Origin of the sequence: Nocardia australiensis, from assembly GCF_020733705.1 — a bacterium.
GTDB classification, from domain to species: domain Bacteria; phylum Actinomycetota; class Actinomycetes; order Mycobacteriales; family Mycobacteriaceae; genus Nocardia; species Nocardia australiensis.
Genome location: NZ_JAJFZM010000017.1, coordinates 293,012 through 316,829 on the forward strand (window position 1 = coordinate 293,012; position 23,818 = coordinate 316,829).

22 protein-coding genes are annotated in these 23,818 nt (G+C 63.6%); 5 read left to right on the plus strand and 17 right to left on the minus strand.

Annotated features, from left to right (window positions below; all coding sequences use genetic code 11):
* Positions 1-27 precede the first annotated feature (27 nt).
* Genes LKE06_RS30550 through LKE06_RS30570 form a run of 5 tightly spaced genes read right to left on the minus strand, consistent with a single transcriptional unit; the run spans position 28 to position 4,700 of the window.
* Positions 28-393, minus strand: a complete 366-nt coding sequence (locus LKE06_RS30550) for a hypothetical protein (RefSeq protein ID WP_228002916.1) — start codon at positions 391-393, stop codon at positions 28-30.
* Positions 390-1,127: a hypothetical protein gene (locus tag LKE06_RS30555; protein WP_228002917.1), complete on the minus strand. Its 738-nt coding sequence runs from the start codon at positions 1,125-1,127 to the stop codon at positions 390-392. The genes LKE06_RS30550 and LKE06_RS30555 overlap by 4 nt, the downstream gene beginning before the upstream one ends.
* A complete protein-coding gene (locus LKE06_RS30560) occupies positions 1,124-1,465 on the minus strand; it encodes a hypothetical protein (protein WP_228002918.1) in 342 nt (113 codons plus the stop codon). Before LKE06_RS30560 ends, LKE06_RS30555 begins: the two co-directional genes overlap by 4 nt.
* A complete protein-coding gene (locus LKE06_RS30565; RefSeq protein WP_228002919.1) occupies positions 1,462-2,982 on the minus strand; it encodes a PPE domain-containing protein in 1,521 nt (506 codons plus the stop codon). Before LKE06_RS30565 ends, LKE06_RS30560 begins: the two co-directional genes overlap by 4 nt.
* A gap of 32 nt (positions 2,983-3,014) precedes the next feature.
* On the minus strand, positions 3,015-4,700 hold the full coding sequence (locus LKE06_RS30570) for a hypothetical protein (RefSeq protein ID WP_228002920.1): 1,686 nt from the start codon (positions 4,698-4,700) through the stop codon (positions 3,015-3,017).
* Between the two features lie 923 nt (positions 4,701-5,623).
* Here LKE06_RS30570 and LKE06_RS33020 point away from each other — a divergent pair.
* Positions 5,624-7,054, plus strand: coding sequence for a DUF4226 domain-containing protein (locus LKE06_RS33020; protein ID WP_228002921.1), 1,431 nt, complete (start codon positions 5,624-5,626; stop codon positions 7,052-7,054).
* A 60-nt stretch (positions 7,055-7,114) separates the two neighbouring features.
* Here LKE06_RS33020 and LKE06_RS30580 read toward each other — a convergent pair whose 3' ends face one another.
* From LKE06_RS30580 to LKE06_RS30620, 9 genes are all read right to left on the minus strand, one after another.
* On the minus strand, positions 7,115-7,939 hold the full coding sequence (locus LKE06_RS30580; RefSeq protein WP_228002922.1) for a C40 family peptidase: 825 nt from the start codon (positions 7,937-7,939) through the stop codon (positions 7,115-7,117).
* Positions 7,940-7,971: 32 nt separating this feature from the next.
* Complete coding sequence (locus tag LKE06_RS30585) at positions 7,972-10,374, minus strand: hypothetical protein (RefSeq protein ID WP_228002923.1); 2,403 nt, start codon at positions 10,372-10,374, stop codon at positions 7,972-7,974.
* Between the two features lie 101 nt (positions 10,375-10,475).
* A complete protein-coding gene (locus LKE06_RS30590) occupies positions 10,476-12,995 on the minus strand; it encodes an ATP-binding protein (protein ID WP_228002924.1) in 2,520 nt (839 codons plus the stop codon).
* Positions 12,995-13,489, minus strand: coding sequence for a hypothetical protein (locus LKE06_RS30595; protein WP_228002925.1), 495 nt, complete (start codon positions 13,487-13,489; stop codon positions 12,995-12,997). Before LKE06_RS30595 ends, LKE06_RS30590 begins: the two co-directional genes overlap by 1 nt.
* The gene (locus LKE06_RS30600) at positions 13,486-13,746 is read right to left on the minus strand and encodes a hypothetical protein (RefSeq protein WP_228002926.1); all 261 of its coding nucleotides are present in this window, start codon (positions 13,744-13,746) and stop codon (positions 13,486-13,488) included. Before LKE06_RS30600 ends, LKE06_RS30595 begins: the two co-directional genes overlap by 4 nt.
* 19 nt (positions 13,747-13,765) lie before the next feature.
* Complete coding sequence (locus LKE06_RS30605; protein ID WP_228002927.1) at positions 13,766-14,770, minus strand: conjugal transfer protein; 1,005 nt, start codon at positions 14,768-14,770, stop codon at positions 13,766-13,768.
* A 68-nt stretch (positions 14,771-14,838) separates the two neighbouring features.
* Positions 14,839-15,984 carry a GAF domain-containing protein gene (locus tag LKE06_RS30610; RefSeq protein ID WP_228002928.1) on the minus strand — a complete coding sequence of 382 codons (1,146 nt, stop codon included), beginning with the start codon at positions 15,982-15,984 and terminating at the stop codon, positions 14,839-14,841.
* A 140-nt stretch (positions 15,985-16,124) separates the two neighbouring features.
* The gene (locus LKE06_RS30615) at positions 16,125-17,021 is read right to left on the minus strand and encodes an ROK family protein (RefSeq protein ID WP_228002929.1); all 897 of its coding nucleotides are present in this window, start codon (positions 17,019-17,021) and stop codon (positions 16,125-16,127) included.
* 53 nt (positions 17,022-17,074) lie between these two features.
* Positions 17,075-17,407: a hypothetical protein gene (locus LKE06_RS30620; protein ID WP_228002930.1), complete on the minus strand. Its 333-nt coding sequence runs from the start codon at positions 17,405-17,407 to the stop codon at positions 17,075-17,077.
* Between the two features lie 390 nt (positions 17,408-17,797).
* On the opposite strand from LKE06_RS30620, the gene LKE06_RS30625 reads away from it, so the two are divergent.
* A complete protein-coding gene (locus LKE06_RS30625) occupies positions 17,798-18,502 on the plus strand; it encodes a MerR family transcriptional regulator (protein ID WP_228002931.1) in 705 nt (234 codons plus the stop codon).
* A gap of 24 nt (positions 18,503-18,526) precedes the next feature.
* On the opposite strand, the gene LKE06_RS30630 is transcribed toward LKE06_RS30625, so the two are convergent.
* A complete protein-coding gene (locus LKE06_RS30630) occupies positions 18,527-18,898 on the minus strand; it encodes a limonene-1,2-epoxide hydrolase family protein (protein ID WP_228002932.1) in 372 nt (123 codons plus the stop codon).
* Between the two features lie 340 nt (positions 18,899-19,238).
* Between LKE06_RS30630 and LKE06_RS30635 the strand changes: the two genes are divergently transcribed.
* The gene (locus tag LKE06_RS30635; protein WP_228002933.1) at positions 19,239-19,415 is read left to right on the plus strand and encodes a DUF1737 domain-containing protein; all 177 of its coding nucleotides are present in this window, start codon (positions 19,239-19,241) and stop codon (positions 19,413-19,415) included.
* A gap of 56 nt (positions 19,416-19,471) precedes the next feature.
* Here LKE06_RS30635 and LKE06_RS30640 read toward each other — a convergent pair whose 3' ends face one another.
* Complete coding sequence (locus LKE06_RS30640; RefSeq protein WP_228002934.1) at positions 19,472-19,720, minus strand: hypothetical protein; 249 nt, start codon at positions 19,718-19,720, stop codon at positions 19,472-19,474.
* Positions 19,721-19,760: 40 nt separating this feature from the next.
* On the opposite strand from LKE06_RS30640, the gene LKE06_RS30645 reads away from it, so the two are divergent.
* Positions 19,761-21,185 carry a short-chain fatty acyl-CoA regulator family protein gene (locus tag LKE06_RS30645; protein ID WP_228002935.1) on the plus strand — a complete coding sequence of 475 codons (1,425 nt, stop codon included), beginning with the start codon at positions 19,761-19,763 and terminating at the stop codon, positions 21,183-21,185.
* A gap of 29 nt (positions 21,186-21,214) precedes the next feature.
* On the opposite strand, the gene sigJ is transcribed toward LKE06_RS30645, so the two are convergent.
* Positions 21,215-22,159: an RNA polymerase sigma factor SigJ gene (gene sigJ, locus LKE06_RS30650; protein ID WP_228002936.1), complete on the minus strand. Its 945-nt coding sequence runs from the start codon at positions 22,157-22,159 to the stop codon at positions 21,215-21,217.
* 177 nt (positions 22,160-22,336) lie between these two features.
* On the opposite strand from sigJ, the gene LKE06_RS30655 reads away from it, so the two are divergent.
* Entirely contained in the window at positions 22,337-23,812 is a 1,476-nt protein-coding gene (locus tag LKE06_RS30655) for an MFS transporter (RefSeq protein WP_308188459.1), read from the plus strand.
* Positions 23,813-23,818: the final 6 nt, after the last annotated feature.

Consider the following 23,818-nt stretch of genomic DNA (forward strand, 5'->3'; position numbering starts at 1 on the left):
CGGCTCCTCGACGTGTCGGTGCTGCGGTCAGGCGGTTCGACCGAATTCAGCGAGTTCCATGGCCCGGTAGGAAGCCTCCGTCGGCAGGTCGAAGGAATCGATCGTGTATGGACGCGACCCCTTATACTCCATCTCCGCTCGCAGTCCCACTCGCGACTTCGCGTGCGCCAGGCGGGCGACCCGCAAAATCTCGGCGGCAAGCCAGGCGTCGCCGTTTTCGCACGCGTCGTCGGTGATGTGCAGGCCGACAATCTCGCCGTCGCGGTCGCAGGCGACGCCCACGGTGTGCTCGGGGTTGAGCACCTCGTAGATCATTGCCGACCAGTTCGGTTCGGCGGCACCGGATTCGTCCGGGTCGTAGTCGTCGATATCGCTCGGGTATGTGTCGGTCATCGGGTGCTCTCCGAGAGTTGCTGAGCGGGTTGGGATCTGGTCGAGTATTCGCTATCGGTGCCCGGATCGTCCGGGGCGGCTGCCAGCCGTGCGCCGAGCGCGGTCCACGCGTCGTCCTCGATACGCATGACCTGGCTCAGTGACCAGAAACGCGCGCCGAGATACAGCTCGCCGGTGCCGTCAGCGGCGACATCGAGGTAGTCGGGCCCGTCGGTGGACGGATTGAGTGTGATCGCGGTGACGGGCGGTCGCGTGTCATCGACATTCACGAGCATCGCGCCGCCGCCGGGAATGAAGCTCTGCCGCAATCGCGGGCTCGTGCCTATCGCCACATCCGGGCTATTGGTGGTGATGGTGATCTCCGGATTGAGCATCAACTGCATCACCCAGGAACGGGCGGTCCGCGCCGGATGGTCGGCATTGATCGAAATGGCAAGGGTAGCGGCGAGATCCACTACGAGCAGCGAAGCCGAGCTGGTGACGCCCACGATCACCAGCCGCTTGGCGGTGCCGACCGGATGCGGTAGATCATCGGCCGCGAAGGACATGGCATCCGCACCGCCGTTGGGTTTGGTGAGCGGATACGCACTCACGGTTCCGGTCGCCACATCGATCGTGTACGCGACAATCGTCTCGGCCGCCTGCTCGGCCACACCGACCAGGCGCACCAGCCCCTCGTCGTGCAGCCAGCGGACCGTATCGGTGACAGTGACCTCCGGCACGGGTTCGGTCATGATGATTGTCCCGCCGCGGCGGTAGTCGCCTCGGGCGCTTCCGCCTCCTCCGGCGGATTCATGACAACCTGGTACTGGCGCGCGGCGTCGGCAGTGCTCTCCTTGATCGCCGACATGATCTCGGTGACCAGTTCCGCGCCGGTGAGCCGGGAGGTGGTGCCCGGGGCTAGATAGAGATCGGTCAGCCGCCCCATCGAGTCGACCTCGGGGATGACCGCGCCACTCGGCGAGGGCCGCCGGGCCCGGATGCCGTCGATCTTCTCGCGCATTTCGGCGAGTTGGTGGCGTAGGTCGCGCGCGGCGTCCAGCGCCGCCTGCACGTCGGGGTGAATTGTCATGCGGTACCTCCGGGTTGGGACGGGCTCTGATTTGCCGGGGCTGGCGTCGGCGGCGTCACAGTCGGTGCGATGGTGGGCCGTTCACCGATCACCAAATCCGTATGCGGCGTGTTGTCGACGTACATCAGCCGGTCGGGATGCCAGGCCACCACCCGGCTGCGGTCGCCGCCACCGCCCGCACCGCCCGGACCACCCATTCCCGGTGACATCGGCATGTATGGCATCATCGGCGAACCACCTCGGCCGGCTGCTCCGGCCGCGGCTCCCGACGCCGTGTTGAGCGGTTCGATCACCGAGGCGCGAGGCAACGGCGAACCACTGGCCAGGCTGCTCGCCGCGCCAACCATCGGCATGGCACTCGCGACGAATTCCTGACTCTTGGATATCTCCGAGCTCAGGCCGGCCGGTACTCCGTAGTCGCCACCACCACCGCCACCTCCACCACCGCCGAAACCGCTCGGAATTCCGAGATCTCCATAATCGCCGTAGCTGTAATCGTCGGCGCCGTCGATGTATTCGTCCATGCCCTGGTTCTGCTGCATGCTCTGCATGCCCTGCATCCCACTCATCAGCATGGGCAGCATCGAGGTGAGCATGCTGGTGTCGCCTGCGCCCTGGCCCGCCCCCGCGGCGGCACCGGTACCGCCGCCGGTGCCCTGCCCAGCGGTCGCATCCTTGTCCGCGGGGACTTTTGCGCCGACTTCGGAGGAGTAGTCGGCGATCGTCGTCGTCGAACGCTCGTTCTGTTCGTTGAACTTGTACAGCGCACGGGTGATCGCGGGCTTGTTCTTCGAGTGAATCGCGGCGAGGAGCTCCTTGCGCGCGGCCTTGATCTCCTGCGGCGTCGGGTGCTTGGCCTTCGCCGCCCGAAATGCGTTGCTGTAGCCCTCGATACCGTCGGCCAGTTTCCCCAAGCCACGGCCCAGCTCATCCATCCGGCCTCGATGCCGGTCGAGTTCACCGGCCGCCTTCGAGCCCACCGGGGTCCAGTTCCGCATCAACTGCGACACATCCCCCACCCCGGTCGTCGCCGCGGTGTACGCGTCGGCGCTGAATTTCCTTACCGCGTCGGCGAATCCGGTCGCGGCACCGGGACCGGGACCGTTATGCAGTCCCTCCGCGAATGTCAGTGGGTCCACCGCCGCACCGGCGGCGGGGAATCGAAGATCCGGTGGTACTCGCGGCCCGAGCGGTGTCACCGTGCCGATCGGGTTGGGGACAATCTCACCGCCCCCACCGCCGACCTTACGGGCGCCCTCATCATCGGTCTCGGTGTATTCGGCGGCCGCGGCCCCGACCTTGTATGCGGTGTCCTGGATCTTGTTGATGGTGTCGATGACCCCGTTGATCAGTTTCGTCACCTCACCATTGAGGTGTGGCACCGCCGCCGCCGATATCGGATCAGCGCCCGCGGGCACAACCCAGCCGCGGGGCAGCACCATCCCGGTCTGATGCGCCATCCCGGCGAGTTTCTTTGCGGCACCGACGAGTTCGTGCGGATCAACATTCAGCCCCATCACCGACTCCTCTCACCAAACGGTTCTCACGATCAGCCCGCGGGCGCGGCAGCCGGCACCGCCATGCCCACGGACTGGTCGTCCGAAACCGGCACGGCGGAATCCGTTCCGCCTGCCGGCGCGGTCATTTCGATGCCGGGCGGACGGGCGAATCCCATGAACGCACCCAAGTCACCATCGGAGTCGGACATCGTCTCCCCCGCATCCGTCTTACCGACAATCGAGGTCTGCACACCGTCGACAATGGCCTCGAGTGTGCCACCATCTGCGCCACCTTCCTCGGGAGGGAAGACGACAAGCACCGCGCAGCGATTCTCCCAGACGCCGATATCACCGGTTATGAGCGGCTTGTACGGATCGACCGCCTCCCCGATGTCCTTGACGCTGTTGGCGTCCTTGGAGCTCTTCCACTTGGCCGTTGTCTTCTCGTACGCGCCCCGCGCATCGGTACCGCTCTTATTGTCGAAGGCCGCGTCCAACGCCTGGGCGACGACCGGTGACACCTTCTGGGTACGACCATCGGGGAACGGATAATCGATGCGTCCGTCCTCATCGGGCACCCGGCCAGGGGGCGCCGTGACCGGCGATGTGGTGGACTGCGCCGGGGCGGAGACCGATTGCGCCGCTGCCTGGTTCGCGGCCGCAGCCGCGGCCGCGGGCGCCGCGGCGGCTTGGGCCTGAGCGGGCGGCGCGGTCACCATCGGTGGGACGACAGCGCGCGGCTGGTCGTAGCGACTCGGATCGAGCTCGGCGCGCCGGCCCTCGAGATCCCGGTCGGCCATACCGCGCTGAGCCTGGTTCGCGGCGATCATCGACAATATGGATGGGTCCATACCCATACCCATCCCGCCACCCATCATCCCGCCCAGACCGGCGGCGGCCGGTGGCGTGATCTGCGGTGCGCTCGGGTCTTTCGGCCCGATCCGGTCGAGGGCATTCGACAGCTTGTCGTCGGCCTGGGAAGTACGGGGGTTCAGCTGCGGATTTTTATTTGTGTCGTCCAGATCGTCCAGCGCCGTGGGCCGTGTTTTGATGTCGGGGATCGTGGACGTCAGCCTGCCGTCGGGGCTGCCCGGTCCCTTCTGCGTGAGATCAGGAGGCGCCGCCCCCTTGATCTGCGTCTGCAATTTTTTCATGGCATCGTTGAGACCAGCTTGGTTTTTCTTGTCCATTTTGCTGATCAGCGCTTCCATGTCGGCCATCTTCGATTCGATGCCGGCTTTTGGGCCTTTCTGGTCATCGCTGGCATTTTGCCATTCAGCGGCGCCTGCCTCGTACGCCTCCGCCATGAAGGTCATTATGTGCTCGGTCTCGCTCATCGGCGGCGGCGGCGGCGTCGACGCGGCGCCGGTAACACTGTCTATTACGGTATTAATCCTGGACTTCGCCTGGTCACCTTTATCGCCAGAACTTCGAATGTCTTTAATGATATCTTTGCTGGATTTGTATATCTGATCGCCGCTGTCTTTCATCCGCTTCCGGAGCTTCGCATACTCCGCTATACCGGCCAACTCCGCACTTTCCGTGACTTCCGGGGGTGGCGGCATCTCGGGCGGGTCGCCTTTCTCATCTTCACCGTAGCTGGTGAAATACTTTGCAAATGTATCTATCAACGGCTGGAAGGATAGGTTCAATGAAGGGCTGAATTCGTATTCCGGACATTCTTTCTTGATCTTCTCGAGGTCCGGCATCATCATCGGAGCTATTTTTACAGCCACGAAATACTCCTCAGACCTCGGCAGTCGCCGGAGAAGGCTTGATTTCGGTGACCGGTATCTTCGCTACCGACGTCGGTTTAGCGGGGGAGCTCGACATGCTAGACGCAGCAAAGTGGCCCAATAGACCACCTATACCCGCTCCGACCCCACTGCCATACATCCTCATATTGTGTATCGCGACATCTGCGGGGGTGCCGGTCCTCCCGAGCATACGGTTCAGCATTCGCCCAACGAACCTCCCGGCGAATGTGCCAGCAGCATGACCCGTTCCGCCACCTATCGCACCCGCCAAACCGCTCTTCCAGGTATCACCCCAACTATGCGAATCGCCGCTGATCCAACCAGCGGCCATACTGCCGACCACGCCACCGAGCACCCCACCGAAACCGGGGATGAGAGCCGCACCAACCGCGGGAGCCGCAAAAGCAACAACACCGCCAAGGGTCTTCCTCCACCAGGACATCAGAACGCTCCACCTTCGCAACGAGTCCGCTCAGTCCGACCTTGCATCGCGACCATGATCAACCCCTCGGCATGGCCGTCCACACGGCAGCTCGCACCGACCCAGAGAACCATGACGATCAGTCCACCTTTCGATCGAGGCCGCGGTTCTGGACACCCTCGGCCTGGGCCAGCACGCACCGAGTCGAGTGGCATTACCAGCCAGTACGCGGATAGCGCTTCCGAACCCACTCAGTGTCTGCGATTCCCAACAATGGGAACCGTCATCCTGGTGGAACCTGATTGCCTCGACTACGCAGAACTACACTGACGTGCACGAATTATTGTGGCCGCCTTTCGCTTCCAGCCGCCGGTGACCGATGGACGAGGAAGGACCGGATGAACATCCGTTACCCGCTCCCCACACTTGCGAGCGCCGAGACCGCCATCCCCAGTGCGGATCCGATACCGGAGGGCGGATCGTGACAAGTACCGAAATGTGGCCGCCGGAATCGGATGTCGAGGTCGATGGACCTGCCGAGGGTGGCGATACACCGGGTTCCGCAACGCCGTGGTCGAGCAATCCGGAGCACCAGCGCGGTCGGCCCCGGTCGGTTCAACCCGGGCAGCCGGCCGACCCGGCCGCGCCGACGCAACAGCCGGGAGTCACCGCGCCCAGCCAGAACGTGACCGGCGCACCGGGCAAGGGCAATCAGCCCGGTGCCGCGCCGAATACCGCGACACCACCGGCCGGCGCCGCACCAGGACAGCAGGCCCCGCCCGCTACCGCGCCACCTAGTCCACCCACTTCGCCCGCCCCGCCGGCAAATGCTCCCGCCCCAGCGCCGCCGCCCCCCGCGCCCGAGCCCCCCGCACCGCTGATAGATCCGGACAAGATCACTCAGCTGCTGCCTGCCGCCGCTATGGCGGGGACGATGGCAGTGAGCGCCCTGCCGATGATCGCCTCCGCGCTCGCCGGTCTCGCCGGCCAGGGCGGCGGAGGTGGCGCTACCCCCGAAACGGACGCCTCCCCCGCGAGTGGCTTGACGCCCGAAGCGCTGCGCGCGCTGCAAGCGTTGAAGACCCTGGCCGAGGTCTACGGCGGTGGTGACACCACCGATCCCGAGGTGAAGGCCATGCGTGATGAACTCGGCGTCACCCCCGGCTCCGGCTCCACCGCCACCGCCATCAAGGCGCGCCGCCTTTTCCAGCGCAATGCCGCCACCGCGTTCAATACACTCGATAATCAGCTCGCCAACTACACCACGCGCCTAGCCGGTAATCACAAGGTCGATAAGAAAGCCATCAGCGCGCTACTGCGCGAGGTCAATGTCGCGCTCGCCGAACTCGGCCCGCAGGCGTACACCAAACAGGGCCAGTACAAGGTTCACCAAATCCTCACCGCCGCACTGCAAAAGGCCCACGCCATCGCCTCGGCGGGACAGGCCAATTCCACCGACACCGCCGCCGCGATCAACGGGCTCACCAATCAATACCTCTACAACATTGCGGGCGTGGAGGTTTCCGGCAGCTCCGGAAGCGCCACACCGAACTCGGCGGCGGGGCGGGCGATCGCCGCCGCCGTCGCGCAAACCGGCAAACCGTACGTGTGGGGCGGGGAGGGGCCCAATGGGTTCGACTGCTCCGGCCTGATGCGGCACGCGGCACGGGCAGTAGGGGTCACCATCCCTCGAACATCCCAGGAGCAGTACGCCCAGCTGCCCAAGGTGAACCCCGCAGATATTCAACCCGGCGATCTGATCTTCCCGGCCTCGTCGTTCGATTCCTCGGGCAAACCCACCCACGTCGTCATGTACATGGGTAACGGCGTGTGTATTGCGGCATCTCGCACCGGAGTTCCGATCGGCCAGGTCCCGTTGCCGAGCAACTTCCGTGCGTCCCGTTGGACCTGATGCGATCCACCGGCCGGAAGTAGCCCGCACAACCGAACATCCGCAGGTTCGCCGAGCCGGTCACGGCCCGCCGGGCAGCACCCGCCTGACTCGCACGTCCGGCGAGGTCGGAATCGACTGTTGCACAACCCGGCCGGTGGCCGGGTTGATGGTTATGAGTTCGGTGGTGTCGACCGCGACGCCGACATTCGACGGCACGTAGTTCCGGTCCTCCCGGTAGCCCCAGAAGACCAGGTCACCGGCGGACACTGCGGATATGTCGACCCGCTGCCCACACAACGCTTGCGCCGCGGTGGTGTTGGGAAGCACCCCGGGGACCGATCCGCCGCCCGGGTCCGCCGTCTTCGCGCACGACTGGCCGACCGCACCCGAATCCGATGACGGCGCAGCTGCCGAGGGCGCACCCCCGGGCGATAATTCGCAGCGTCCGGTCATCGACCCGGCTGACGCCGCGGCAATAATGCCACCGGCCAGATTCGCGGGATCGGCCCCGATAGCGGCCGCATCGGCGGCCGCCAGCGCTGCTTGTGCCGCCGCACGCGCACACTCGACCGCGTATCCGCTGTTGAGGGTGTTCACCGGCGGCAGCTGGTACGGCGCGGTCAGCGAGTTGAGGCAGGCACGTTGCCATTCATTTTCTGGTTCGATCGGTGCTCCCGCATAGGGATTGGCTGTCGGTGCCGGTGCCGGACTCACCTTGGCATCGAGACCAGGGCGCGGGAGTACCGCATCGGCGGCCGGGTTCGGACCAACATTGGTATCGCACTGGTAGAGGAAATCGCTGGCGACCGACGCGCCCGAGGCACTACCGAACAGCACCGCGAACAGGAGAACGCCGCCGACCGCGACGGCACCGACGGCGAGCACCAGCCAGGTCGGGATCATTGAGAGAATAGCGACGCGACGGAGCATAACGGCTACCTGGGTCCGTCATGCCCGGGAGCAGGCCGCAGCAAACGCGCAACCGGTCCCATATTGGGGGACACGCGACCTCTCCGCCTATCGCCGATCGGCGCGACAATTTGTTGTATTTCTGTCTTACCGGACAATAAAGCGTCGGCCTCGGTGGCAATATTAGCTGCGTGGCGCATGGAACGGAAAGCGTCCCGGTTTTCGACATCAGTCACGAGGTGGTTGGTTCTATTATAGACCTCGGACGATACATGATTTCGTACCGCCATCTCGATACGTCCCGCACCGTCTGTGCTGACAGACGACAATCCATGGTTTGCGAATAATTCCCTGTCTTGGTCAGTAAATTCGTCACCAATAGCGCGCCGGTGCAGCGCTCTTAGCATTTCCCTTCTCCTGTCGGTATCACCCGTTTCAAGACCTTCTCTCTGATACCTCTCGAAGAACCTGGACTCCGGACCATCTCTGAGGGTAACTGTATTTGTGTTAGCCTCACGATACATATGTCCGACGCCTTGCATAGTGACCAGCGCGGCCGCTGCTTCGTGGTGCAGCTGTTCACCGTTTCCGATTCTCTCGGACAGGTTGAGCGCCTGACGCGCCGCAGCGGAATAGAATCCGAGATGTTTATACGAAAACGAACCGTCGCTCGAATTCTTTAACGCCCTCTGGTAGGCATCGTTCGTCCTTGTCATTATGGGCATATTAGTCCAGTTCGAACCACTGACCGCACCCCAAAGATCAAGGGTACCGCCGGTCGCTCTGTCAACACTCCGTATAGCCGCTTCCGCCCCCAAATAAGTGTCGACACCGCCCCAATTCGTATATGCGTCGGTGAGACCCTGAGACAAGACGCGCCATTTATACACAGACTGCATCCCCGCACGAGCATGCAAAGGATCGGTTTTATATTGCAGTTCGTTGAGCCACGCCCGCTCTTCATCTCTGGCGTGCGGCCTCATTGGATTCCGGCGCCCGGTAAGCATTTCGGCACCCAGGGTGTTACCCAACATGTTCAACGCAATAGCACTGGACATCAATGGATTCTGAGTGATTGTGCGATGAGGAGCAGCAGCCCCACCACCCGTTCCCATCCCCAATGCGGTCCCGCCGCTACCGGCGCCGTAACCACTACGCCCCTGCGCAACGAGCGCAACCTTGTTCCCTAGGAATTCATTAGCTCTACTGAGCCCGGCGTTCATCCGATCCGTCTGCTTGATCGCGACGTACTGGAAGACCAACACAATAAAGAACACCGGTATAACCTGATCGCCCGCCTGTTCGAACAATTTGCGGAGCACGAGCATATAGAAACCGAACGCGGCGGTGAATGCACCCATTTTAAATGCGGCTATGGCGCTGTCCGCCATATTCTTGATCAGGTAGGTCTGCGTAGGACCGTATATGAACCCGCCCGCAGCGAAACCGAGAATTGACATAATTCCGTGATAAATGCAGTCCAATGCCGCTGCCGGAATCATGATCAATTTCCACGCCCAGTACAGCAACATGAGATCGAAAACCAGCAAAAATAAGCCGGCGCCGAGCTGACCGAAAGTCGGCTTTTTCGTGGCCGCATATGCGACACTATCGTTACACTGATCCATCCCCTTCTTGATCAAGCCCTCGTCAGCGGCCATCGCGCCCGCTGTCCACGCCGCCCGGCAGGCCGGATTCGTATCGACCACATGCCCGAAATTCCACACCTGCAATGGGCGACGGAGGAAGACATCCGCCATTTCCGCCTGCATTGTCGTGATGTATTGCCCGGGGTTCGGTTGCGAGTCCCCATTCAAACCCGCTGCGATCGAGATGCCCACATTGCGCCCCTGCGCGAGCAGTCCATCCGACGACAGCGCTTCCGCCAATGGTTCGGCCAGAAAAATTGGACCGACAATCGCAACGACAAACATCGTCGCCACTTGCGCGGCCGCTTTCGCATGATGTCCGCGCACTATGAATACACCGACGACCGTCGCGCCGATCGTCACGGACGTGACCAGCAATATCGGGGTAGCGATTACCTCGACCAGACCGTGCGCCGCACCTGTCAATGCCCCCGCGAATATATCGAGCCATTGAAAACTGAACACATATCCGATAAACCATATGCCGCCGGTCCCGATTACTATCCACCCGGCGAATATGAACCCGATCCCCATCGCCAGCGGAACATATTCGGGATTGAAAAGGCTACCGTGGTTCAAGGCGATCACATAGTTCGCGACGTCGACACCGTCGGTATCCTTCACGCGCATCCCGCTCAGCACGTGATTGACCGAGGCCCCGGAAGGGTCGGTGTCGGTCGCCGCGGTCGCTATGGCGCCGAGAATGCCGGGAAACACCGCGAGCAGGAAAATGAGCCCCAGAATCCACACGGTCCAGCGACGGGCGCGGGTCGCGTGCACCCAATCACGACAGCGCCTCGATATCGCCCGACGCTGCCAGCGCGAGGGGTCCCAGAACGCCAATTCCCATGTCGTCCAGGACCTTCTACCGCCGCGGTCGGTCACGGCAGGGGCTTTCTCGAAGCGAGCGCCGTACGGGCGCTGCTCGGTGTGCTGGTAATCGCCGCGGCTCGATCGAGGCGGGCCGGACCGAGTACCTTGCCGCGGCCGATCCTATTGAGAGCGTCACGCATGAACATCTCGCCGCGGCGTTCCTCTGGCACCTGCCGGCCGGAACCGACCGGCGGCGAGGTCTCCTCTCGCAGTACTTGCAGCAGAAACGGCGTTTCCTCCAGGTCGACGCCGAGCCACTCCAGACTGTTACGAGCCAGGGTTTCGTCGCGCTGCCGGAAGATGAACCGATTGGGAATGAGATTGTGCGCCGCACCTTGGAAGTCTGTCGCGGGATCATGCGAGGCGAGGCCGATCGCAGCGAGATGCTTACGGCCATCCCGGCTGAAGTCGGAGGTCACCGCAGAGCCAACCTGTGTCTGGGTGAAATGATGCGCCTCATCACCGACGAGCAATCCGAATCTGCCGTTGTCGCTGAGGAATGCCTCACGGGCGGCGACACCGACCAATTCATACAGTGCGGTGCCGAGGCGCTTGGTCAGCGGAAGGCGGCTGTAGAGGTGCGGCGTAATGAGTTCCTCCGCCGTCGGCAACGCGAGATTGTGGCTACGCACCACGGTGGCGGCGGCATCGAGACGCAAGGGTCGCAGGGACGGATCGAAGAGCACCGGCATTCGCTCGACGATGGTGCCGAGGCGGGCCGCCAGATCCGCGTATTCCGGTCCATTGGCCGGGCCGTCACACAGGCTTCTGACCACATGGACCAGATCGAGCAGGCTCCGAATATTGTGCATGGCAATGCCTTTTGGCGAGAGCAGATTACTCGCCAAGGCCCCCGCGCCCGAGGTGGGCGAAAGGTCGAGCAATGGCAGGATCGAATCCAGGGCCCGCTCGCCTGCGATCCGCGGATCGAATAGGCGAAGCGGATCCAGCGACACGGTCGGATTCGCCAGGTCGATGATGACGGCCTTATCGATGGCGGTGGCGAAGTGCTCCCACTCACCGACCTGACTGCGGTCGATGGCCAGGAACTGCCCGCCCATATCGTGGACGAGCACCGCCATGAGTTTCAGGAAGTACGACTTGCCCGACCCGAGTTCCCCGGTGACCGCGAATGATGCGGACAGATCATGCAGGGCCGCCTCCATAATCCCGAAATGGATCGGCTCGAACTGCCCCGACAGCAGATTGACACCGATTACCGGACCGCTGTCGTCGCCGATCTGGCTGGAGGTGAACGGCACAAAACCGGCCCACATATCCGAGGGCACGATGTGCGCGAAGTCGTCGAATGCCCGGCGCGGCGGACTACCGGGAATCAGCATCGACCACAGGTCCACCTGCGTGCCGACCGGAGCGATCAGCTCGACCTGGAAACGCTTGTAGCGGCGCTTCAGCGAGTTCACCGCGTCCAGCGTCACGTCGCGCGACGGCCCGCCGACGGCGATCACGGTCGTGAACGAGATTTCCGACTCGCCACTATTGACCTCGAAATGCTGGTTGTATTCACCCAGCATCTGCGCCTTGGATGTCAGTGTGTTCTGCGCGAAGGATACCTCCTGGTCACGCTGATCCATTTGCTCACCGAGCCGACGCAGGTTCAACTCATTATTCTTGAGTACCTGGTCAGCGGGCTTGGTCGAAATCCGCATGCCCCAGTCGACACTGACATTTTCGACATTGTCGAGGACGTTCAGGAACTCACTGTTTCCGGGGAAACTCATTCCCGAGTAGGGAAACGAATGCGGCGTGAGCATCGCCTGATATGACGGTTGGTAGGGGAAATCCGGCTGCACCACCTTGATGACCGGAACGAATGACGGCCGGACGCGACGGCCGCTTTCGGACTGCGCCCCCTCGTCGAGCGCCGCGGCACGGAACACCGCCGCGGTCACGTCATCCAGAACACCGGCCTGGGTCGGCGCGACCGGATCATCTGCCGCACCACGCGACAGATAGTGTTCCCACATCCACTGGAACATGGAGGCGGGCACCGGAACCGGATCGAAGTCACCGCCGATACGCGACAAGATTTCTTTTGCTTTGTCGTTGTAACCATCCAGCTCGGCCCGCGAAATCGCCGTCGCATCGATCGTGGCGGTACTGCCGCGCCACATCCGCGACAGCGCGGAAATACCCGAGTTGGCGGCGCCGACCGGAATCGACAGGAGAAAGATGCGAGTCTGCGGCACGATCGACCGAACCCGCTCATAGGACGCGACGACCTCGTCCGCATAATCTTCGCACTCGTCGAGATCGACGCCCTCGACCATCTTGGTCAGTACATCCAAAATATTCAAACGTGCCTGAATGCCCAGCAGCAACGAACCGTCCGGCAGGCTGTTGATCATCGCATGATGGGCCTGCCGCACATCATGTTTGTCGCTGGCCTTCCGTAACCCGTAGCCGAGCGGATTGATGAAATATGTGGCAGTAACCAATCCCGAATGTGTGAATTGGAGATGTCCGCGGATCGCGGCAGTGGGCTGTAGGTCTCTTTCGAAAGCCATCAGCGACGCCGTTCCGATGCCGCATTGCGGCTGTTCCCGATTACCTCGAGCAGTTCGACACCGTCGGGCCGGCGCCGCTTCGACCGATTGGGCATCGGCGGATCGGGCAGCACCAGGACCACGCTTTCGTCGATATACATGGTTTGCCGCGCCGACTCGGAGTTGATCGGCATACCGGAGGCGGATACCGGTTTACGAGACACGATCAGCCGCCCCATCCATAGCGCACGTGAGGTCATCCGAACCCCGGTATAGGGCACCAGCCCCAAAGCAAAGACGACGGCCACCGTCACCGCGAGCCCGGTGATGAAGGTGACCGCGGGGTTGACCGGCAAGGTCATGGCACATACCGACGACACCGTGATCAGGACCACTCCGCCCGCCATTTGCGGCAACGTGTAGGGCCCGAAAGGGAGCTTCTGACCGTTCTGCGCCTTGCCGATCATGGTCGGCACCCGTTTGATCGGTGTGAAGACCTTGATCACCTGGCTCACCGATATCCGCCGATCGGGTTATCGGGAACGATAATCGTCGCGTCCGAGCGCGCGAAATTGATCAATGTCGGCAGCATCCAGAACATCAGTGCGGCAAGGATCGCCGATCCGGTGACGCCGAGGATCTTGGCCGGTGACAGTTTCGATTTGGCCGCCTCGGAAATCAGCACACCCATGCTGATAATCGTGATGAGGATCAAACCCGCCCAGCGCATAAAGATAAGTACGCCGTAAAGGATGGTGCTCAGATTTCCCATCAGGCTGCCTCTTCTCGGATTAGTTCTGTTTGGCCGGCGGAATCTGCACGGACGTGGTCGGCGGCGCTGTGGAGGTGCCGGGAGTACCGCTGCTGTGGGCGTCGCCGTCACCGACGATGGCCAGCGGATTCGACAGGGCGGGAATCGAATCGATCGACCGCACCTGCCACTGCCCGCTGGTGCGGACCATCGTCAACGGGTAGGCCAGCGTCGCGGCGGTACCGCTCTCGGACTTCGGGTTGACGGTGGCCAGTATCCGTGCGGGCCCGTTGCCGGCGCCGCAGCTGGCGTCGTCCGACGAGATCGATACCAGCTCCACATTGCTGAACGGTGCGGGCTGCAGCGCCACAATTCCGGCGTCCTGCGCGGTATAGCGAACCACGTCACCGGAGCCGGCCAGTAGCGCGCTGAGGAAGCCCGCCGCCACCTGCGACAACGGGGTGTCGGTCCCACACGGCGAACGGTAGGCCAGGGCCAGATCGGGACCGCGGGCAGGTGGCTGCACCAGCGCGGGAAGCGACAACGCCCGCAGCCGGCCCTCGGTCAATGACACTGCCACGCGATAGAATTGACGTGCTTCATCCGTGGTGGCGCCGGCTTTGCCGACGCGCACCGACACCGTAACGGCCCACACATCGAGACCACCGGCAGACTTCTCGCGCGAAACGTAGACGACCGAGGGATCCGACACCTGCCGAGCCGTCGATGGCAGTGCGGACTGCTGTCCCGCGCTGACGTACTCGCCGATGCGTTCTTGTTGTCCCGCTGTGGCACTCAGGTAGGTGACCACGAACTGTTCGGCAAAAGACCCGGCCAATTCCGCGTGCCCGACGATTGTTGTCGTGGTGTCATCGGAGGGTCCCGGTGGGTCCGAGGCGAACAGACTGAGGATGGCGTGCCCACCGCCCAGCACCGCGAACACTGCCAGCACCGCGACCAGGACGTTGTCGCGACGACGGCGAGCAGCCATCCGGCGAAGCAATGCTTCACTCGAATCTGCTTGTCCGCGAACCGCTGTCCTCACTCTCGAAATGGTAGAGAGCGGCATCGGTCACAGCCGTCGCTTCATTCCCATCAGTGGGAACGGCTGTGCTACGCCGGGGTTCGCTTCATCCGGCCCGCCAGCCAGTGCCGCAGCTGATCGTCGTAGCCGATGGGGGCACTCGGCCGTCGCGGCTCGACGATCTCGCGCGGTTCCAGCATCGGCACGTCGATCCCGACGCGAACAAGTTGCGCGATCGCCAGCGGCCTGCTCGAGTATCCGGGATATGGATACAGCAGCAGCGACGTCGGCGTGTAGCCACCGCCGTAATCGAGTGCCCGCACTGTGACCCCGACGCTGTCGCCGGTTTGCAGTCTGCCACTGAGTTCCCGCAGACGTGCCCGATCATCGGCATGGAATACATCGACCGGCCGAAACAGGTAATCCCACCGAACCCACGGCGCCGGATCGGTGAGCCAGTGGGAAATGCTGGTGTGCTCGAGCTGGATGACGGCCAGATGTGTGCCGGCGCGGCGATGGGCCTCCCGCAGCCCGATTCGTTCCAGCGTCGGCCACGCCGAGGGCACTGCTTCGGAGGTGATGTCCTCGATCAGCCACCACGCACCGCGCGTCCGATCGTCGTCACGCGCACGCATGGTGACCCGCCACCGCCCGGAACCCGCGGGACCGTGCGCCAAGGTCGTATCGAATTGCAGTTTCTCACCGGCCTGCGGACTGTAGAGGAGGTCGAGCACCTCGGCATGCCTGTCAAAAGTCGAAACCCGGTGAAACAACTCGGCAATGGACATTCTGGGCACATACTGCTCGGCCGAGCTCCCCGCAAGCCGGGTGATTCCGGTGGGCTGTTCAATGGTCTGGCTACCGAGCTCCCAGATGACGCCGACCGCAGGACTCGGCTCGGGCACCGCCGCATCGGCAGGCCCCAGCCACAGCCGGACCGCGTGCACATCACCGGCGGGCCCCAAGACCGGCCGCAGCAGCAGCCGGTGCTGCCCGACACTGGTCGATATCGCCAGATCGACCTCTTCGGCCTGGTCGCGAGCCGATTGAATGACCTCGGTCAGGGTGGCGGTGGTCAGACTGTCATAGAGGGCAGGTGTTTTCGACAACACACGTTGCAGCACGCGCTGCCAGCCCGCGAAGTCTCGCGGTGTATCCCCCACCGACGCAACGGACATGACGTCGGGCGTCAATGTCTCGATCGTCACCCACGGAATCACTGCTTCACTTCGCATCGCACTGCCCATACCAGCCGTTCTTCCGGGCGTGACCCAGATGAGACATCCTGTGACATAGGCAATGTACCGTTGTTTAGCGGCGCAATCAAGCGGTCAGCACGGCCCTGAAGGCTATCCGACGACCCTTCCGCCCCAGATCACAACTCCCGCAACGCCATTGCGAATAGTCCAGCTCCGAGCATCACGCCGACATCTTCGAGCGGCGAAGGGATGACGCGGAGTCCGGGAAGATAGCTGAGCCGAGCGTGCGTCGCGACCGCGTCACCGAGCGGTTTCCACAGCGCCGGACCGGCATCGGCGACCACACCGCCGAGCACGACCAGATCCAGGTCCAGCAGCGCGGCCGTGGACGCGATCGCCTGACCGAGGGCGGTACCGGCCCGCCCGACCGCCGCACTAGGAATATCCTCACCCACCTTGGCCGCCGCCACCAGCGCGGCCAGCGACGGCCCCACCCAGCCCTCGGACTTCGCCCAGCGCAGAATCGCGGCGCCACCGGCGACCGTTTCGAGACAGCCCCGTCCCCCACACGTGCAACGTTCATCGGAACCGGCCACGACCATGTGCCCGATGTTTCCGGAATTTCCGGTCCGGCCGACGACCGTCAAGCCGCCCACCAGCACGCCGCCGACTATCCGATCCGACACCACGAGCGCCAGCGCGTCCATAGCGTCCACCGAACCACCAGCGGTGTGTTCGGCCATGGCCAGACATGCTCCGTCGAGAGCGAGACTGACCTTCGCGGCAGGGAACGCCTTCGACGCCGCGTCGACAATGGTGAAGCCGGCTCGCCACTCCGTGATTTCGGCCGGCGCGATCACCCCGGCCGCCATGTCGATCGGCCCCGACGAGGCGATCCCGATGGCGGTGACCTCGTCACCGGCGGCGACCTCTAGCAGCAGGTTTCGGCACGCGTCCCACGCGCCCCGGGCCGGCACCGGAATCCGCACAATTTCGTCGTCGGCATCCTCCGGTCCGTCGACACGGCCCGCCGCGAATTCCGAATCACCGATCTGGAGCGCCAGCACAGTCATGAATTACCCACCATCACACAGAAGTTCGTCGCCAACAGTCCGCGCAGCATAGGTCATACCCCTGCGGTACCAGTCGGTTTCAATGCTCGACCCAGCACCAGGTGCCTGCGTGGCGCCGTAATCGCCGGTGCGGAATGGAACTCGCGTGGACCGTTGCGGATGATCTGCATGGGCCGCTTGTGATCGGTCGGCATTATGCGATGCCGATCGAGATTCTCGACGACATTCCCGGTGTTGTCATAGGCCACCCCCGCCCAGATCATCGCCCGGGGGGCGTCTCCGCGACCGATCAGCATCTCGACGAGTTGCTCGCATTGCGCCAGCAACGGGCAGGCCCGGCAGGTGGTGACAGCGGCGCGCCAGGACTCGGGTGTGCCCGCATCCATGTCCCAGTGGTCGGGACTGTCCGCGCACGGGGGCCGTTGTGCCGATTTGGGTTGAATCGGTGACATCTTCACTGGCACAGAGGATTCCGTGCGCGCTGGAAGGATCCGCGTAATGCTCATAGCTATCTCCGGGGATGCCGAGGGACGCCGAAATCTAGAGAGGCGTGTCCCATGGATCGGAAGGTCATCAGGGCTGCTCAACAGTCCCCGGAACCCAGCTGTGAACAACTGGTCATCGCACGTTAGCTTGCCGTTGTCGTTGAGGCAACCATTTTCGCCGCTAAGTAACGGCCCGTTGACACGACCGCAATGCTGCGATACCGTTTTTTGACGGCGCGTTATAGAACGGTCCATTTTCGAGGGGGCCCCGAATATGGTTTCCTGGTAAACATGGCTGCAGAATCAAATTTCACCATCGATGAACTGGCACGGGCAGCCGACACCACCGTGCGCAGCGTTCGCGTGTACCACGAACGAGGGCTGCTGCCCTCACCCGAGGTACGAGGGCGGATCGGGTACTACGGGTCGGATCATCTCGACCGGTTGCAGACCATCAGCCGACTGCTCGGTCGCGGTATGAAGCTGAACGGAATCCGGGAGCTGCTGGAAGCCTGGGATCGTGGTGACGGACTCGCGGACGTACTGGGCGTCAGTAATCAGGACAGCACCGAATCACCGGTCGCGGCAGTCGCCGAACCGGATGAGACGACCTACCCCGAGCTTCCGGAGTACGCGAAACGAGCCATCGCCACCAGCGACGACCCGCTCGAGACCTACCGGGTCACCAATCCACGGTGCTGCGATTTGGCAACTCGGCTGTCGGACTCCGGATTGCCGGTGCCCGACACCTTTCATCTGGTCGAGCGGCTCAAAACGGACTGCAATCGGATCGCCGACCAGTTCGCCACCGAGTTGTTCTACCGGCTGGCCGGGCAGACCTACGAGCAGTCCGCCAGGACTCCGAAGGATCGTGCCAGGCTGGAGACCGATCTGGCCATTGCCCGGCTGATCGTCACCCGGGCGGCCTCCGAACTGATCGATGAGGCATTCGCCAAGCACTTCGAATTACCCACCACACCACAGCCTTCCGAGTAGTGAGCGGGTGGCCGGGCGCGGTGTTCAGAGTCCGAATGCCCGGTTGACGGTCGCCATATCGAAGTAGTCGCGCCACGCGGTGATGACCCCGTCGGCGACCTCGAAGACGCCGACAACCGGGAGTGGGGTGTCCTTGCCGTTGCCGCGCAGATGATCGGTGCGTTCGTTCATCACGATGCTGCCGTTGGTCACCTGATGGTGGATGTCGAAGTCGATGGCGTCGAAGGTTGTCAGGAACCCGGCGATGAAGTCGCGGATAGCGGTACGGCCGTGGATGGGTTCCATCGGAATGTTGTGGTAAATGGCGTCTTCGGCAAAGTAGGCGCTGATGGTGTCCGGGTCGGGATCCGACCAGCTCTGACACATGGCGCGGACGATTTCGTCGGGACTCGGCATTCGCGGGCTCACTTTCTCAGGCAGACGCGCGGTTCGCATCGCTCGTTCGATTACCCAATTACACCAAACGGTTGCTTGGTTCGGCCGCCGTATCGGCTGGATCCCCCTCGCGCTCACCGGCGGACACCACCGCTGACCAGCAGGTCCCGCTGCGGCACGCATCGTCGGCATCCGGGAGTCAACGCTCTTGCGGACACGATACTCGAATCCCATCACCCTTCTGATTACTGGATAGCTTGGCGCGCAACCATTCCGACGACCAGCCCTCTCTGGCATGGCAACCCGCTTGCCACCGCCGCAATCAGCGGTGTCATCGTAGGCACCCCCTTAAACTGACGGCATGACCGACGACGAACCCCTGCGCTACCGATTGATCACCGGCGTCGATGACGCGACGTTCTGCGAGCGCGTCAGCAGCCTGCTCGACCAGGGCTATCGGTTGCAGGGCCCGCCCGCCGTCACTTACAACGGCACGAATGTGATTGCCGCGCAGGCACTTGTATGGGGCCCGTACTGAGCACGAATCCCCATCGGGCACACAGCGCCGTAGCGCAGCCCCCCGGATCTGCGCCATCAGAAGATCTCATCCGGTATGGCATGCGGCCCATACGGCTGTGCGCGAGCGGCGACGATCCGGCGGCGAACCAGGGCAGCCGCAGCGTTGTCGCTGATCCGGTTGACGACTGAATCCGGGACTTCCGCGTTCACCTCGACCAGATCGGCGGCCGCTTTCCAAAATGCCCGTGCTTCGCACGCTACGCAGAGCGGGTTCGACGCGAAATGCCTCGCATCGGCGCAGATATGCGGGCGAGAACTGCGCATTGTGCGATGTTTGCGAATTCGAGCCGCTACGATCTTGCGGGTGCGCAAGATGTACGCGGGCGCTCGGCTGCGGCGGCTGCGCGAGGAACGGCGGATGACCCAGGCGGCGCTGGCGAAATCCCTCGACCTCTCGCCCAGCTACCTCAATCAACTCGAGCGCGACCAGCGACCACTCACCATTCCGGTGCTGTTGAAACTCAACTCCACCTTCGATCTCGACGTGCAGTTCTTCGCCGCCGACTCCGATGCCAGGCTGGTCTCCGACCTACATGAGGTACTGGTCGATGCCGCGGGCGGCGACAGCGCGCCACTGACCGAGGTCGAGGAGCTGGCGACACGACTACCCGAGGTCGCGCGAATCGTCGTCGCGATGCATCGACGGCTACGCGCCGCCACCGACCAGCTCGATCTTTTCTCCGCCCGCGTCGCCGCGCCCGCCGGCACGCCCGGCGCTCCCCTGCCGTATGAGGATGTGCGGGACTTCTTCTACGACCACCACAATCACATACCGCAGCTCGACCACGCCGCCGAACAACTCTTCGAGGAATGCGGGCTCACCATCGGCTCGCTCGATCGTCAACTTGCCCGTGTCGCCGAAGAACGCGCCGGGGTAACAGTTTTGGTGCGCGGTGACGGCGCGGATCCGTCCATCCCCAAGCGGCATTACGATCCCGACAGCCGCACCCTCACCCTGGCGCGCCGCTTGCGGCCCGGTCAACGCGCCTTCCAGATCGCCACAACCCTCGGCTTCCTGCTGTTCGGGCGGGACTTGGACGCGATCCTCGCCGAAACCCCCTCACTCACCGGCGAATCCCGTACCTTGGCACGGGTCGGGCTGGCCAATTACTTTGCCGGTGCGCTGGTCCTGCCCTACGGCCGTTTTCTGCGCTCGGCCGAGGAGCTGCGCTATGACGTCGATCTGCTGAGCCTGCGTTTCGAGGTCGGATTCGAAACGATCTGCCATCGGTTGACCACCCTGCAACGGCAGAGCCAGCGCGGGGTGCCGTTCTTCCTGGTCCGCACCGACCGAGCGGGCAATATTTCGAAACGCCAGTCCGCCACCGCATTCCACTTCTCTCGGGTGGGCGGAAGTTGCCCGCTATGGGTAGTGCACGAAGCCTTCGCCAACCCGGGCCGAATTCTGACTCAGATCGCCACTATGCCCGATGGCCGCCGCTACCTGTGGATCGCTCGAACCAGCATGACCGTCCCACACGAATTCGGTACGGCGACAAAGAATTTCGCGATCGGCCTCGGCTGCGACATCGAATACGCCGACCGCTTGGTGTATTCCACCGGTTTGCAGCTCGACAACCCGGCCGCAGCGGTGCCCATCGGCACGGGCTGCAAGATCTGCGAGCGACCGAGCTGCCCGCAACGCGCTTTCCCCCAGATCGGCGCGTCCCTGGACGTCATCGAACACACCAGCACCGATCTCCCCTACCCACGCGCGGTCCGCGAGTAGTGGCCCACCGTTCGCTCACCGATGACGGGTCATTCGGCGCGAGCGTCGTCTTGCGGCCGAGACTCGACGAGATGGGTGAGCTTATCGGGGTTGCGTACGGCGTAGATGCCACGAATCCGCTCGTTCATGGGATCGATGTCGAGGACGACGACGGCGAAGGGCGCGCCGTCGGAGAGAACCACCACGCAGGGATCACTATTGACCCACTCGTAGCGGATGCCGATATCCGGAACGCTGCTGATCACTGTCGGGCTGGTGATGAGTCGAGCGATCTTGTCGGGCCCGTAGATCGGTCGCAGCGCCGCGCGTCCCTTGCCTCCGGCGTCGGACACTAACGTCACCTCTGGTGCCAGCAGCTCGAGCAACGCGGTCACATCACCGCCCTGCTGCGCGGCCAGGAACTTCTCGGTGACTCGCCGCTGCGTCTGGGGATCCGCCTGATAGCGGGGACGGCGGGCCTGGACGTGTTCGCGGGCTCGGTGCGCCATCTGCCGGACCGCGTCGGTTTCACGACCGAGAATGCCCGCGATCTCCCCGTACGGGTACCCGAACACCTCATGTAGCACGAACACTGCCCGCTCCAGCGGCGTCAATGTCTCCAGCACGACCAACATCGCCATGGACACCGACTCCGCGCGCAGAGCCGGATCGGCGGCGTCGGTTTCCTCGCGCAGCGCCGGGTCGGCGGTGGCCAATGGTTCGGGCAGCCACGGACCGATATACGTCTCGCGCCTGCGCAGAATGACATCGCGCCGATCCAGCGCCTTGTTGACCGCGATACGCACCAGATACGCACGCGGATGGGCGATTTCGGCCGCGTCGCCGCGACTGCGCGCCACCCACGACAGCCAGGTTTCCTGCAGCACGTCCTCGGTGTCGGCGACACTGCCGAGCATGTTGTAGACCATCGAGAACAGCAGTTCTCGATGCTCGGCGAATTCCCGGGTCGGGCGCTGCGCGGCGATCTCGGTCATCTGTCCTCCTCGTGGTGTCCAACATAGGAGCGAGATGGTGCCACGGAATGTGACACCGCACGCTGCGAGTGTGATCCGTCTCTCGATCAGCGGTGACAATGTCACGTCCGGCGCGGCCCCCGGTGTCTCGAATGGCAACGGACGAAACCCGTCCGGGCGAGAGACAAGGACTTCACAGTGAGTTCACCTACCGAATCGTTCCTCGCGACCCGCCGCGGCAAGCTCATGCTCGCACTGCTGTGCCTAGTCGCCTTTCTCGACTTCGTGGACGGTTCGATCGTCAATGTCGCGCTGCCGACGATTCAGCGCGAGCTCGGGTTGTCGATGTCGACCCTGCAGTGGATCACCAGCGGCTACCTGTTGACCTACGGTGGCTTGATGCTGCTCGGCGGCAGACTGGCCGACCTGCTCGGGCGGCGGCGGATCCTGGTGGTCGGCACGATGATCGTCGGCATCGCGGCCGCCGTCGGCGGGCTAGCCGACACCAGCGCGATACTGATCGGAGCACGCGCGGTGCAGGGTGTCGGCGCCGCGCTGATGCTGCCCGCCGCGCTGTCGATTCTCACCACCAGCTTCCGCGAGGGTTCCGACCGCACCACCGCGCTCAGCGTATGGGGCGGTACCGCCGGACTTGCCTCGGCGGCAGGCGTTTTCCTCGGCGGGGTGCTCACCGAGGGACCGGGCTGGCGCTGGGTCTTCTACGTCAACACCCCGGTGTGTGTCCTCGTGCTCGCCGTGATCCCGATGCTGGTGCCCAACGATCGGCGCAACGAGATCCGTGGTGGTTTCGACGTTTTCGGCACCGCACTGGCCACCGGCGGGCTGATGCTGCTGGTGTATGGACTGGTGAAGGCTCCCGAGCACGGGTGGGGCGATGTCCACATCATCGTCACCCTCGGCGTGTCCGTCGCGCTGCTTGTCGCGTTCGTGGTCAACGAGAAGCGCACCGACAATCCCCTGGTCCCGCTGTCGATTTTCCGGATCAAGGGACTCGCCGCGACGAATGTCACCCACCTGATCCTCGCCGCCGGCATGCTGTCGATGTTCTTCTTCGTCACCCTCTATATGCAGTCGGTGCTCGGCTACAGCGAATTCGAGACCGGCAACGCCTACCTGCCAGTGAGCCTCACCATCGGTATCGCCGCCGGTATCGGAGCGAAGATATTCGCGAAGACCGGCACCAGAGCAGTCATCGTCGGTGGCGCCCTGATCGCGGGTCTCGGCATCATTTGGGTGTCCCGAATGCCCACCGACGGTTCGTACATCACCGACGTACTGCCCGGCATGCTCGTCATGTCGGTCGGCGCGGGCGCCGCACTCGTCGCCAACACCACCGCCGCCAATGCCGGGGTGCCCGGGGAACAGGCCGGGCTGGCCGCCGCGCTGCTGAACACCGGCCAACAGCTGGGTGGCGCACTGGGACTCGCCGTACTGACCGCGATCGCGACCTCGCACACGAATGCTCGACTCGCGGGCGGCGCAATGCCTGCCGACGCCATGACCGCCGGCTTCCAGCGCGCACTGCTCCTCGGCGGAATCGTCTGCGTACTCGCCGCCGTCGCCGGACTGCGGGCCGCGAATTCACACGGAGAAACAGCCTCCGACGCTACCGAGACAATCGCGCCGCATACTCCGGTCACCAACGCTGGATAGCCGGAT